This window comes from Vibrio sp. 10N.247.311.12, assembly GCF_041467515.1.
Taxonomy (GTDB): Bacteria; Pseudomonadota; Gammaproteobacteria; order Enterobacterales; family Vibrionaceae; genus Vibrio; species Vibrio crassostreae_C.
This window is the reverse complement of record NZ_JBFSUV010000013.1, coordinates 82,182-96,133: the sequence shown is the minus strand read 5'-3', so window position 1 is coordinate 96,133 and position 13,952 is coordinate 82,182. Positions and strand designations below refer to the sequence as shown.

The 13,952-nt window shown below is 45.1% G+C and carries 13 protein-coding genes; 2 read left to right on the top strand and 11 right to left on the bottom strand.

Annotated features, from left to right (window positions below; genetic code table 11):
• Positions 1-94: 94 nt before the first annotated feature.
• From AB6E30_RS08070 to AB6E30_RS08020, 11 genes are all read right to left on the bottom strand, one after another.
• Entirely contained in the window at positions 95-1,315 is a 1,221-nt protein-coding gene (locus tag AB6E30_RS08070) for a phosphopentomutase (RefSeq protein ID WP_136977832.1), read from the bottom strand.
• A gap of 76 nt (positions 1,316-1,391) precedes the next feature.
• Positions 1,392-2,720 (bottom strand): thymidine phosphorylase, encoded by a 1,329-nt coding sequence (gene deoA / locus AB6E30_RS08065; protein ID WP_029405256.1) that lies wholly within the window; start codon positions 2,718-2,720, stop codon positions 1,392-1,394.
• Between the two features lie 110 nt (positions 2,721-2,830).
• The gene (deoC, locus tag AB6E30_RS08060; protein WP_010436196.1) at positions 2,831-3,607 is read right to left on the bottom strand and encodes a deoxyribose-phosphate aldolase; all 777 of its coding nucleotides are present in this window, start codon (positions 3,605-3,607) and stop codon (positions 2,831-2,833) included.
• Positions 3,608-4,129: 522 nt separating this feature from the next.
• On the bottom strand, positions 4,130-5,392 hold the full coding sequence (locus tag AB6E30_RS08055; RefSeq protein WP_017058833.1) for a NupC/NupG family nucleoside CNT transporter: 1,263 nt from the start codon (positions 5,390-5,392) through the stop codon (positions 4,130-4,132).
• Between the two features lie 204 nt (positions 5,393-5,596).
• Complete coding sequence (locus tag AB6E30_RS08050; RefSeq protein WP_229647649.1) at positions 5,597-6,409, bottom strand: TatD family hydrolase; 813 nt, start codon at positions 6,407-6,409, stop codon at positions 5,597-5,599.
• A complete protein-coding gene (locus tag AB6E30_RS08045; RefSeq protein WP_170791810.1) occupies positions 6,390-6,545 on the bottom strand; it encodes a DUF5363 family protein in 156 nt (51 codons plus the stop codon). The genes AB6E30_RS08050 and AB6E30_RS08045 overlap by 20 nt, the downstream gene beginning before the upstream one ends.
• A gap of 105 nt (positions 6,546-6,650) precedes the next feature.
• Positions 6,651-8,231, bottom strand: a complete 1,581-nt coding sequence (prfC, locus tag AB6E30_RS08040) for a peptide chain release factor 3 (RefSeq protein WP_017063282.1) — start codon at positions 8,229-8,231, stop codon at positions 6,651-6,653.
• A gap of 172 nt (positions 8,232-8,403) precedes the next feature.
• Positions 8,404-8,859: a ribosomal protein S18-alanine N-acetyltransferase gene (gene rimI / locus AB6E30_RS08035; RefSeq protein WP_017063281.1), complete on the bottom strand. Its 456-nt coding sequence runs from the start codon at positions 8,857-8,859 to the stop codon at positions 8,404-8,406.
• On the bottom strand, positions 8,852-9,250 hold the full coding sequence (locus AB6E30_RS08030) for a DNA polymerase III subunit psi (protein WP_017063280.1): 399 nt from the start codon (positions 9,248-9,250) through the stop codon (positions 8,852-8,854). The genes rimI and AB6E30_RS08030 overlap by 8 nt, the downstream gene beginning before the upstream one ends.
• A 198-nt stretch (positions 9,251-9,448) precedes the next feature.
• Positions 9,449-9,952, bottom strand: a complete 504-nt coding sequence (locus AB6E30_RS08025) for a GNAT family N-acetyltransferase (protein WP_017059241.1) — start codon at positions 9,950-9,952, stop codon at positions 9,449-9,451.
• Positions 9,936-10,463, bottom strand: coding sequence for an SCP2 domain-containing protein (locus tag AB6E30_RS08020; RefSeq protein WP_029235120.1), 528 nt, complete (start codon positions 10,461-10,463; stop codon positions 9,936-9,938). The genes AB6E30_RS08025 and AB6E30_RS08020 overlap by 17 nt, the downstream gene beginning before the upstream one ends.
• A gap of 258 nt (positions 10,464-10,721) precedes the next feature.
• Between AB6E30_RS08020 and AB6E30_RS08015 the strand changes: the two genes are divergently transcribed.
• Together AB6E30_RS08015 and AB6E30_RS08010 are read left to right on the top strand one after the other, a co-directional pair.
• On the top strand, positions 10,722-12,761 hold the full coding sequence (locus AB6E30_RS08015) for a bifunctional diguanylate cyclase/phosphodiesterase (protein ID WP_017059239.1): 2,040 nt from the start codon (positions 10,722-10,724) through the stop codon (positions 12,759-12,761).
• Positions 12,762-12,929: 168 nt separating this feature from the next.
• On the top strand, positions 12,930-13,943 hold the full coding sequence (locus AB6E30_RS08010) for a peptidase U32 family protein (RefSeq protein WP_017068227.1): 1,014 nt from the start codon (positions 12,930-12,932) through the stop codon (positions 13,941-13,943).
• Positions 13,944-13,952: the final 9 nt, after the last annotated feature.

The following is a 13,952-nucleotide window of genomic DNA, read 5'->3' as shown; positions in this document are numbered from 1 at the left end:
ACTGAGCCCGTAGAGGACTTTCACCTCCTAGATCAACGCCATGCTCGGCGCACCAAAAAAGAAGAGAGAAGTTTCCCTCTCTCTTCGTTAACTATTATAGAAAGCTTGTACCGTGTCCCATTGGCGATGTACCAAAGTATGACGCTAAGCTTTGACCGATATCAGCAAATGTATCGCGACGGCCTAAAGAACCGGCTGGAACCTTCTGACCGTAAACAATCACAGGGATGTGCTCACGAGTATGGTCTGTACCTGGCCATGTCGGATCACAACCGTGGTCAGCCGTTAGGATAAGCACATCATCTTCTTTCATCATATCGATGATTTCATTGATGCGACCATCGAAGTACTCAAGTGCCGCTGCGTAACCAGCAACATCACGGCGGTGGCCGTAAGCTGAGTCAAAATCAACGAAGTTAGTGAACACGATAGTGTTGTCGCCCGCTTCATTGATCGCATCTTTGGTTGCTTCAAATAGCGCAGGGATACCTGTTGCTTTGGTTTTCTGAGTGATGCCACAACCCGCGTAGATATCAGAGATCTTACCGATTGAGTGAACGTTACCGCCCTTCTCATCAACCAACTTCTGAAGAATGGTAGCTGCAGGTGGCTCAACAGAAAGGTCACGACGGTTACCAGTACGTTCGAATTGACCTTTACCTGGGCCAATGAACGGACGAGCGATAACACGACCAATGTTGTAATCTTCTAGCTCTTCACGAGCAATCTGACAAAGATCTAATAGGTTTTGCAGGCCGAATGTCTCTTCGTGACAAGCGATCTGGAAAACAGAGTCTGCAGAAGTATAGAAGATTGGCAGACCAGTCTTCATGTGCTCTTCACCTAGGTTATCTAGGATTTCCGTACCAGATGAGTGGCAGTTACCCAAGAAACCAGACAGGCCTGCACGCTCAAGGATGCGGTCAGTCAGTTCTTTTGGGAAGCTGTTCTCTTTGTCGGTGAAGTAGCCCCAGTCAAACAGTACAGGAACACCTGCGATTTCCCAGTGACCTGATGGCGTGTCTTTACCAGAAGACAGCTCAGCAGCGTGACCGTAAGCGCCAATGATCTCAGCGTCTGCATCCATACCAGGAGCAAAACGACCCGTAGACTCTTTGTGAGCCATCGCTAGACCTAGCTTAGACAGGTTTGGCAGTGCCAGTGAACCTTTACGATCTGCATTGTCTGCAAGACCTTGGTCACAATGATCTGCGATGTGGCCCATAGTGTCAGACCCTACATCACCAAATTTGTCTGCATCCGCTGTTTCACCGATACCGAATGAATCTAAAACTAAAATAAATGCTCTTTTCATTTTCTTCACCAACTTATTGCTCTTTGCACCAGAACTCTGTTTATCGGTATACGCGAGGTATACCGATACCTGTTATTTACACGTCTTCAGAACGAATCTGACGGTAAACGTCTGGCGTTGCTGTATATTCTCCGCCCACAGTGATTGCATTTTGTAATGCTGTTGCAGCTTCTTGCCACTGTTGTTCGTTGCGAGCATGAATCATTGCTAATGGCTTATCTTCACTTGCTACTTCACCTAGGCGAATGAAGTGATCAAAACCGACGGCGTAATCAATGCTGTCAGTTGCTACGCGACGACCACCGCCCATACCAACCACAGCCATACCAATTGCACGAGTATCCATTGCTGATACCACACCGCTTTCTAGCGCGTACACTGGCTTAATAATGTCTGCTTTTTCTAGGTAGTTATCGTAGTTCGTTACGAAATCAGCTGGACCACCAAGACCCGCTACCATCTTACCAAAGCACTCTGCTGCTTTACCGTTATCCAGTACTGCCATCAGTTTTTCGCGCGCTTCGTCTGAATCTTTAGCTAGGTTACCCAGCACCAACATTTCAGCACACGATGCTAGCGTGATCTCTAACAAGCGTGGATTACGGTATTCGCCTGTTAAGAATTGAACCGCTTCACGAACTTCTACTGCGTTACCCGCTGAAGAAGCCAGTACTTGGTTCATGTCCGTTAGGATTGCTGTTGTTTTCGTACCCGCACCGTTTGCTACTGCAACGATAGACTTCGCTAGCTCTTCAGATGCTTCATAAGTCGGCATGAATGCGCCTGAACCTACTTTTACGTCCATAACTAGAGAATCAAGGCCAGCGGCCAGTTTCTTAGATAGGATTGAAGCCGTGATTAGCGAGATATTATCGACTGTTGCTGTGATATCGCGAGTCGCGTAAACACGCTTATCAGCAGGTGCTAGATCGCCTGTTTGACCGATGATCGCTACACCAGCATCTTTCGTTACTGCACCGAACACATCATTGGTTGGTGTAATGTTGTAGCCAGGGATAGATTCAAGCTTGTCTAGCGTACCGCCAGTGTGGCCTAAACCACGACCAGAGATCATTGGAACGAAACCGCCACATGCTGCCACCATAGGGCCAAGCATCAGAGAAGTTACGTCACCAACACCACCAGTAGAGTGTTTATCAACGATTGGGCCATCAAAGTTCATGTGGCTCCAGTCAATCACCATGCCTGAGTCACGCATTGCACACGTTAGTGCGATACGCTCTGGCATTGTCATTTCATTAAAGAAGATAGCCATTGCGAATGCTGCAATTTGGCCTTCAGAAACCGTGTTCTTAGCTACGCCTTGAATGAAGAAGTTAATCTCTTCAGCTGTTAGGACTTCACCGTCACGTTTTCTGCGAATAATTTCTTGAGGTAGATACATTAGTGCCTCCCAAACTCTAGTGAGTATGGTGTGTAGGGAAAGAGGTAATGTGGAGTGACTTAACGCCACTCCATCAAACAGACTAAATCTTGTTACACCCGATTGGGATATTAGTATGCTGCTGGATCAGCAGTCTGGTCTGTCACTTCTAATGTATTAAGAAGGTTAGTTAGTAGGCTTGAAGCACCAAAACGGTAGTGCATGTTGTCTGCCCACTCAGCGCCTAATAGCTCATCAGCCATTGCTAGGTATAGTGCTGCATCTTCAGCAGTACGTACGCCACCAGCTGGTTTGAAACCAACTGTTTTAGCAACGCCCATGTCACGAATAACTTCAAGCATCATGCGCGCGTACTCTGGAGTCGCGTTTACTGGCACTTTACCTGTTGAAGTTTTGATGAAGTCTGCACCTGCTTCGATACAGATTTGAGAAGCTTTCTTGATCAGTGCTTCTTCTTTCAGTTCACCTGTTTCGATGATCACTTTAAGCGTGATGTCACCACAAGCTGCTTTACACTGTTTAACTAGCTCAAAGCCAACTTCTTCGTTGCCAGCAATAAGAGCACGGTATGGGAATACTACGTCAACTTCGTCTGCGCCGTACGCTACCGCTGCTTTTGTTTCTGCAACAGCAATTTCGATGTCGTCATTACCATGAGGGAAGTTAGTTACAGTCGCAATGCGTACTTCTGGAGTACCTTGCTCACGCAACGCTTTCTTAGCTGCTGGGATAAAGCGAGGGTAAATACAGATTGCAGCGGTGTTGCCTACTGCAGTCTTCGCGTCATGACAAAGCGCCACTACTTTTTCTGTAGTGTCATCGTCATTTAGCGTAGTTAGGTCCATAAGTTTAAGTGCACGTAGAGCTGCTGCTTTTAAATCGCTCATTTCTATCTCCGATCAATATATTCAAATAGTTAACTACTTCGCCCTCCATCCAGTATAGATGGATATTTTAGTAATGCTCAGTAGCCACAAATGAACGGACTTGGTTCCCTGAAGACTTGATAACTTTCGCTACCAATTGCAATCCTTGTCACCGCACAGTACCAGTTTGGTCTATGGCACAACAAATCAGTCATGTTGTGTCTAACATCTATAGCGTATCGCTAATTTTGGCTTAATCCCAGAAGAATAACGTTCGAGTTGATTTCGAGGTTACTTTCTTGCCAACAGAGACATCCTATCCCTTTAGCTTATACATTATAGGTATCCATCAATAAATTGTAGTGCTCCTTAGAACGCAAACGGTTTGTATCTCAAAAAAACATTCTAGACCCATTATCGACTTCAAGCTGATGCTTATGCTCATCTCAAAGAATCACTAGGCCTAAAAACAAAAAAGCCCCGCAGCAATTTCTTGCTACGGGGCGATATTATTATGGCGTCTATATATCGATTTCTAACTAATTAGAAAGACAGGAAGAAGCCAGCAATTGTTGCTGCCATCAGGTTCGATAGAGTACCAGCAATTACCGCTTTAACACCCATACGTGCGATGTCGTGGCGACGGCTTGGTGCAATACCACCTAGACCACCTAGAAGAATCGCAATTGAAGAAAGGTTTGCGAAACCACATAGTGCGAATGCGATGATAGCTTGAGTCTTCTCAGACATCACTTGACCAGTTGCTGCAACAACTTGAGCGTTTTCACCAACGTATGGTACGAAGTTTAGGTATGCAACGAATTCGTTAACAACTGTCTTCTGACCAATGAAAGAACCAGCGATAGTTGCTTCTTCCCATGGAACACCAATGATGAATGCTAGCGGTGCGAAGATCCAACCTAGAAGAAGTTCTAGAGTTAGGTTTTCCATACCGAACCAACCACCGATGCCACCTAGGATACCGTTGATTAGAGCAATTAGACCGATGAATGCTAGTAGCATTGCACCAACGTTAAGTGCTAGTTGTAGACCAACTGATGCGCCACCTGCTGCTGCGTCGATAACGTTAGCTGGTTTGTCATCGCCACCGTCCATTTCGTCAGCGATGTTGTCGTCTGGCGTATCTGTTTCAGGCTTGATGATTTTAGCGAATAGTAGACCACCTGGTGCTGCCATGAATGATGCTGCTACAAGGTACTCTAGAGGTACACCCATAGATGCGTAACCCGCTAGTACACCACCAGCTACAGAAGCCAAACCACCACACATTACTGCGAATAGTTCAGAGTTAGTCATTTTAGGAACAAATGGACGAACAACTAGAGGTGCTTCAGTTTGACCAACGAAGATGTTTGCTGCTGCAGACATAGACTCGGCGCGAGAAGTACCTAGAGCTTTCTGAAGACCACCACCAAGAACTTTGATTACAATTTGCATAACACCAATGTAGTAAAGTACAGAGATAAGTGCAGAGAAGAAAATCAGAGTTGGTAGTACTTGGAAAGCAAAGATGAAACCGATACCGTCAACTGAGAAGTTAACTAGGCTGCCGAATAGGAAACCAGTACCGTCTTTACCGTAGTCGATCACGTTTGCTACACCAGCAGAGAAACCTGCAAGTAGATCACGACCCCAAGGGATGTAAAGTACGAATGCACCAAGTGCGAATTGGATAGCGAAAGCGCCACCCACTGTTCTTAGATTAATAGCTTTGCGGTTGTCAGATAGTAGTACTGCGATTGCGATCAGTGCAACCATTCCGACTAGGCTCATAAACAGGCTCATAGTTTATGACTTCCTTATTAGTTATTTATTGGCGTGTTACAAAATGGGGCTATAAAGCGGAGGCAATTATACTCATGCGACCACTAATAAAGTAATGCCGTCCTCACACTTTCGTAGAAGATTCATGTACCATTCACACGCAAATGTGACCCAAATCACAAGCTCAGTGCAATTTACGCAAACGATAAACAAAAACCTTCGATTTTATTCACATATACCGAATGCGCGATGGCTATTTTGCCAAATTTGCGCTGCAATCGATTGCTTTGGCTCTTTTCTAAGCAAAAAAAGTTCATTTAAGATCGTAACTAAATATTTGGAATGATTAACATTTCCTTGGTTTCCATACATGGGCATGTCCGGAGCATCCGTTTCCAATACCAGACATTCAAGGGGCAATTTTGCGATGGTTGTGCGTGTTTTTTGCGCTCTTGGGTAAGTTATCGTTCCACCGACGCCAATATAGAAACCGAGCTTGATCCACGCCAAAGCTTGCTGTTCACTCCCAGAAAAACCGTGAATCACACCACCTAAGGTGAACTTATGCTGCTTTATTAGCTCGATAAGTCGGTTGTAAGACTTCCTCTCATGGATGATTAAAGGCAGGTCAAACGCCTTGGCAAGTTCCATTTGCTGGATGAAAAAGCGCTCTTGTTTCTCCTGTTCCACATCCACAAAAAAGTCCAACCCACACTCACCAATGGCCACACACTGACGTGTTTTTGATGCGAGTAGTTGGTGAAGTTCTTCAAATTGCATCTCATCCGCTTGCTCTAAAAAGTAAGGATGAAAGCCTAATGCGTAGTAAACATTGGGGTGAGATTGCGCAATTTTCTCAAGCTTATGCCAGTTATTTTGACCGATAGAAGGGATGAGTAACTTCTCAACTTGAGCCTGTTTTGCCTCTTTGATATATCCCTCAATGCTCAGCTCATGGGTAAAACCTTGCTCAAACGCCTCAAAGTCTGCGTGGCAATGTGTATCAAATAGCGGAAAATCACTTGTTTGCTGTGTCATCTTTCCCACTCTCAGCTTGCTGCCCTTGAGGATCTCGACGATAAGGAACACAACTGCGCTTGTTTTCAGGCGTTAGCCCAAGCTCTTCACACCACTTATCATATCTTTTAACCCAAGTTTTTATCCAACCCAACATAACTGCCTCTAACCTCAGCCTTTAAACCTCAAATAAAACGCATTAAAAAACGCCTATTGCAGAACAATAGACGTTTTTGTTTAACTCTAATAGATCGCGGAGAAATTAGTGCTCGCGCGTCGCTCGGAATTGAACTTCAGGGAAACGTTCAGAAGCTAGGTTCAAGTTCACCATAGTTGGTGCGATGTAAGACAGGTTGTCACCGCCATCTAGCGCTAGGTTAGATTGGTTCTTACGTTTGAACTCTTCCAGTTTCTTAGCGTCGTCACACTCAACCCAGCGAGCTGTTGCAACGTTAACACCTTCGTAGATAGCTTCTACGTTGTATTCCGCTTTCAAGCGCGCTACAACCACGTCGAACTGAAGTACACCAACCGCACCAACGATCAGATCGTTGTTCTGCATAGGACGGAATACTTGTACTGCGCCCTCTTCAGAAAGCTGAACTAAGCCTTTTAGAAGTTGCTTCTGCTTAAGTGGATCGCGTAGGCGAATACGACGGAATAGCTCAGGTGCAAAGTTAGGAATACCAGCGAACTTAAGGCTCTCACCTTGAGTAAAGGTATCACCAATCTGGATTGTGCCATGGTTATGCAGACCAATAATGTCACCAGCGTATGCTTTTTCAGCACGCGCACGGTCGCCCGCCATGAAGGTTACCGCATCCGAAATACTTACGTTCTTACCAGTACGAACATGGTTCATCTTCATGCCTTGGTCGTAAGTACCTGATACGATACGCATGAATGCGATACGGTCACGGTGTTTTGGATCCATGTTTGCTTGGATCTTAAACACGAAACCAGAGAATTTCTCTTCTGTCGCTTCTACATCACGCTCATTCGCTTGGCGCGTTTGAGGTGCAGGAGCCCACTTCGTTAGACCATCAAGCATGTGGTCCACACCAAAGTTACCCAATGCAGTACCGAAGTAAACCGGCGTTAGCTCACCAGCAAGGAACAGTTCGTGATCAAACTCCGGACAAGCACCAATAACAAGCTCTAGTTCTTCACGTACGCTTTCCGCAAGATCAGCACCTACCGCTTCATCTAGCTCAGGGTTATCTAGACCTTTGATGATACGAACTTCTTGGATCTCGTGGCCGTGGCCAGATTCATACAAGATCGTTTCATCACGGTGAATGTGGTAAACACCTTTAAACTCTTTACCGCAACCAATTGGCCATGAGATTGGAGCACAAGCCATACCTAGCTCGCTCTCTACTTCATCAAGCACTTCCATTGGGTCACGAACGTCACGGTCAAGTTTGTTCATAAACGTTACGATTGGCGTATCACGCAGACGTGTTACTTCCATTAGTTTACGAGTACGATCCTCGACACCTTTCGCAGCATCGATAACCATCAAACATGAATCAACCGCTGTTAGCGTACGGTACGTATCTTCCGAGAAATCTTCGTGTCCTGGAGTATCTAGTAGGTTTACTAGGCAATCATTGTATGGGAATTGCATTACCGACGTAGTTACCGAGATACCACGTTCTTTTTCCATCTCCATCCAGTCAGATTTAGCGTGCTGGTTAGAGCCACGGCCTTTTACGGTACCAGCTTTTTGAATCGCGTTTCCGAATAAAAGAACTTTTTCAGTAATCGTGGTTTTACCCGCATCCGGGTGAGAGATAATCGCAAACGTTCTACGTTTGCTCACTTCTTGTTGGAAAGACATAGTCGCCCTTTGCTGATCTAAAGCGTAAAAAGGGCAAGTAGATAATACTTGCCCTTGAATTCTGTGTGCGGATTATACAGAAAGCGTATCACTTTCTAAAGGGTCAGTTTACACCCTATTTTTGGGCTAATTTTGTGATTAGCTATCTAGTTAGCGAAAAGACGTAACATGACTAGCTAAAAGACATAAAAAGATAGCTCATAATGATGGCATCTTCGTTGCCTTGTTTAGTTGGATAGTAATTACGACGGCGATCAACTTCGTTGAAGCCTGCCTTTTCGTAAAGATTAAACGCGTTCACATTACTTTCGCGAACTTCTAGCCAAGCACTTTCCGCGTCAGCTTGCTCACACATATCAAGGAAATGTTCCGTTAACGCTTTTCCATACCCTTTGCCTTGCTGGCTTGGGTCTACCGCGATATTAAGCAATGTGACTTCGCCAACGATGTTTTGCGCGAAGAAATAGCCCACCACTTGTCCATCAACTTCAAGGACATGATGACAAGCGCCTCGGCTATCAAGATCTCGGATCATATTTTCAGACCAAGGGTGAGAATGCGCGGCCTGCTCTATCTTCCAAATGGCGTCTAGGTGTTGTTGTGAAGTCGGTAAAAATTGATTAGTCATAAGCACAAATTTGTTGCCATAAGTCGCGGCGGTGTTGGTTGTTACCGTTAATGTCAGACAGTAATGGCGATTGAAGTGTTTTAGCCTTCAGCTCTTGAGCCGACTCACAACCAGCAAACCATATCCACTCAACCGAACCTAAATCCACAGTAGACAAGTGTTGCGGTTGAAGGTGTAAAGCCTGAGATAAGTCGAGCTTGATACTTTTGAGTACTCGCTCAAACATCACGGCGAGATCTTCCTGAGGTTTTTCAGGCGAAACCAACAGTAACTTGCAATCGCTCGAGAGCGGAGTCAATTCAGATTCATAACCTGCTAAACGCTCTGGGTGACTTAGTTCCCATTGGCTAATGCCCATCTCATGTAGGTATTGCGCGTGTGTTTGTGACATATCTAGCGGTAGTAACCTTAAGTTTATTGGAGCCAAAGTTTATTGAAACCAGAAGTTTGTTAGAACTAGTTTTGTGAAAGCTGCCTCTATTGAAAGAGCGCTTATTAGAGCAGGGCTGATACTAACAAAAAATAAAGGAGCATCAAGCTCCTTTATTTAGACTAAATCAGTTTGTATCTTGTTGCGTGATAAATCAGCTTATAAGTCGTTGAACTCAGGACTGTAAGCAATCTCACCAGAATGCCCTGCAAGCGCACCTTCAACTAACTCGATAGCTTGGAAAGCTCCTTCAGGTACATCCCAAGTGCAGCTCAAACCAAATTCACTCGCAGCCTTGAAACCAAAGCGACCGTAATAGGCAGGATCACCAAGCACGACACAGGCTGGGTAACCAAAATCAACCAAAGTAGAGAAAGCATCTTCAACCAGTGATTTAGCAATGCCTTGGTTGCGGAACTCTTCTTTCACAGCAAGTGGTGCAAGCCCCTGCCAGTTGTGATCGTCACCTTTAAGGGTAATTGGGCTAAACATCAGGTGACCAACCACCTCGCCTTCATCAGAACAAGCCACCAGCGATAGCGTTAAATGGCTATTCTCACGCAAGCTCATAACCAAGTTAGCTTCTGCATCTGTTTCAAAAACAGATTTCAATAAACGATCAATGACAAGTATATCTGCCGGTGCTTCAGTTCGAATAAGCATTCATTACCTCACTTTGTGTATCTGGGGATTGTACTCCCTTCTGCACAAAATCAGCTAATTGATTTAACAAAGTTTTCATAGGAGTCGGCAATAAGTCCAAATCTACGCTATCCATCAAGTTTTTAACTTCTAAACCGAGCTCGGTATCGCCTTCAATAGACAGTCTACGTTGGAAGAAAAGCGTATCTGGGTCTTCTTTACGCCCCGCAATCAACACAAGATCGTTAAGATTGCCGCTAAAGCTTACATCTTCAACCACCTCTTTATCAGCTACAACCAGTTGCTCATTTTTGTAGCTAATACACCAACTTAACCCCATGTCTTTTATTGAGACTTTCAGCCATTTGTCTTCTAAAAACTCAAAGTCACCGTCCTCTAAAGCTTCCTTGAATACATTCTTAAGCGCCTCCAATAAGGCTCTTTTTTGTACTGTTTTAGGCAATAACTGGACTGGAGATCGCAAAATTGATGCGGCATTTTGAACTAGTTGAGTGCGAATCTTGTTTATCACGTGACTTATCCGTAACTTTGTCAATAATATGGAATGCATCATAGATGATGTTGAGATCTCAGTTACTGTTATGTATCAAATTAACTTCTGTTTGATACTCGACCTTTAATATCCTGAAAATCACAGTTATAGTAACTCAGGTAATGAGAATTACAGCGGATCGCTGCACTCACAGGTAAATATCGATAGCCACACAAAAAGTAATAAATATTTATCGATAGTGAATATTCAAGCTCTTGGAGAATTGGTAGTACTTTGATGCCTCCCCAACAACTACAACATTGGTTTACCCAGCTAACTGCAAATAGTCCGTTCTTTTTTGCAGTACTTGATGCTCAACATAACTATTTTATGGTGAATGAGCGTTACTGCGATATTGCTGGTTTGAGTCAAACAGAGCTTGCAGGCATGAATGATCGCCAAACATTGGGCGAACAGTTCTACCAACATCTCAAGCCTTACTATGAGCGTGCATTCAGTGGCGAAACGATTGAGGCCGAAGTCACCCTCAACGAAACAGACCTCGATACCAGCCTTCATTTCAGCCTATCTCCGCTTACCAATGGCAACAAAACCGACTACATCGTCTTTCACGCCTTCGACACATCAGAAAACCAAGTACTTGTCCGTTCTTTAGAAGAATCCGAAGCCAAATTCCACAAACTATCTCAACTACTCCCTGACGGATTACTGCTCGTTGAAAGTGACTATATCTTGTCATCCAACCCAGCGGCAGCGCGCCTGCTTGGCTTTAACTCAACCACAGAGTTAATTGGCGAACAGCTGGGACGCCTATTTATCGATGAACAAACCAAAACAGTCTTCAATAATAACCTCAGCTCTATTATTTCTGAGTCTGGTTTGGTTTGCTTAACGGGTGCGCGATGCGGCTTTGAACGTAAGGTCCAGCTCAACATCGACTCCACCACCGTTCTTGGAAGCAACACTCAGCTGGTGCTTATTCAAGACGCACAAGAAACCGCAAAACAATACACACCAGCAAACAGTGAAGATGCCTACATAGATGCACTGACCAAACTCTACAATCGAGTTGGGTTTACTAAGCGTCTTGAGCAGTTCATTCACAACGATACGCCGGTGGTGATGCTCTACTTAGACATTGATAACTTTAAAAATATCAATGACTCACTTGGTCATCACATCGGTGACAAGGTGATTAAAGAGGTCGCTTCGCGTCTTAAACGCTTACTGCCTCGTAAGGCCGTGATTGGACATTTAGGCGGGGATGAGTTTGGTATTATCCTTCCAGAACCTGAACATCAGCGAACACCTGAAATGCTCGCTGAAAAGATCATTTCCCTGATCAATCAACCCTTCGATCTTCACCACTTTAGCAAGCGCTTAGCCTGCTCTATTGGTAGTGTGAGCTTTCCTCAAGATGGTACTGATGCTCGTATCTTGCTGCAAAATGCAGACACAGCAATGTATGAAGCGAAAGATCGTGGTCGTAATCGTCTGATCAAGTTCAACGAACAGATGAATAAAGAAGCGCGTATGCGACTGTGGCTTGAGATAGAGCTCCAAAAAGCACTGCAACAAAATGGACTTGAGGTTTGGTATCAACCGAAAGTGAATGCCCGCGATTTCACCATCAACGGCGCTGAAGCTCTGGTACGTTGGAAGCATCCTGTCGAAGGTTATATCAGTCCGGCCGCGTTCATTCCTGTGGCGGAACGAGCAGGGCTTATTGAACAACTTGGCCGAGTGGTAATGCGTGAAGTATTTGCTACGGTTAAGCGCTGGAAGATGCAAGGTATCCTTCCAGGTCGAGTGGCTATCAACCTTTCACCAGAACAGTTTGGTAACCCGAAACTGATTGATTACATGGAAAAGCTACTGCGTTCGACCGAGCTTGATCCAAGTGCGATTACGTTCGAGCTAACGGAAAGTGCGGTGATGAGTGATAGTGAACACACACTCCAAATGCTTAACGCCATCAAGAAACTTGGCTTTGCTCTCTCCATTGATGATTTTGGTACAGGTTACTCTTCACTGTCTTACCTTGCTCGCTTCCCAATTGATGAGCTTAAGATAGACCGTGCTTTCATCTCTGATATCGATACCCTACCAAAGCAAATCACCGTAATTGAAAACATCATCAACCTAGGTAAATCTCTCGATTTGACCGTGGTTGCTGAAGGTGTCGAAACCAGTGAGCAAGCAACTCTGCTATCGAACCTCAACTGTAGTTCGATTCAAGGCTTCCACTTCTACCGTCCGCAACCAAAACAAGATGTCGAAGAGTTGTTTGCCCAAAACCGCCGTCATAAGAACTAATCAAGTACCTCATATTTAAACCAAGCCAACATGTAAAACGGTCACTCGTCAGTACCTCAAACGGAGTAAAAGCAGATTTATCCATCTAAACCTGCCTTACATCAATTCCGTCATTCACAATTCTTCATAAAATGCTCGCTTCAACTTAATTCTACTGGTAGTGAGCAAATGGAACTCTTATGCCCAGCGGGTAACTTACCTGCTTTGAAAACCGCTATTGATTGTGGTGCGGATGCTGTCTATATCGGATTCAAAGACGATACCAATGCCCGACACTTTGCAGGCCTAAACTTTGCGGGTAAAAAGCTCGATCGTGCTGTGCAGTATGTGCATGACCACAACAAGAAAATTCATGTTGCCCTAAATACGTTTGCTCACCCAAATGGCTTCGACCGTTGGACCAATGCCGTAGACAACGCCGCTGCTCTGGGTGTTGATGCGCTGATCATCGCAGACATCGCGGTGCTTGAGTACGCAGCAAATAAGTATCCAGATCTCGAACTGCACCTATCAGTGCAAGCATCTGCGACCAATGCGGCGGCTATCGACTTCTACCATAAAAACTTCAACGTTAAGCGTGTCGTACTACCGCGTGTGTTGTCGATTCATCAGGTCAAACAGCTTTCTCGTAACATCACTTCTGACGTTGACCTTGAAGTATTCGCTTTTGGTAGCTTGTGCATCATGGCAGAAGGCCGTTGCTACCTCTCTTCATACATGACAGGCGAATCACCAAATACCGTTGGTGCTTGTTCTCCCGCAAAATACGTTCGCTGGCAAGAAACAGAAACTGGCCTCGAGTCTCGCTTGAACGAAATCCTTATCGATAAGTATGAAGCAGGTGAGAACGCAGGTTACCCAACGCTGTGTAAAGGCCGCTTTGAAGCCGAGATCGATGGTGAACGTAAGCGCTATCACGCACTTGAAGAGCCCACCAGCCTCAACACGCTATCCATGTTGCCTGAGCTTTTCGCGGCAAACGTTGCCTCAGTGAAGATTGAAGGTCGCCAACGCAGCCCGGCTTATGTTGAACAAGTCACTCGCACTTGGCGCGCAGCTATCGATCGCTACTTAGCGAACCCAGAACAATACCAAGTGGAACAAGCTTGGAATGCGACACTGGCGAATGTATCTGAAGGTACACAAACCACGCTTGGCGCTTATCACCGTAAATGGCAATAGAGCCAAATG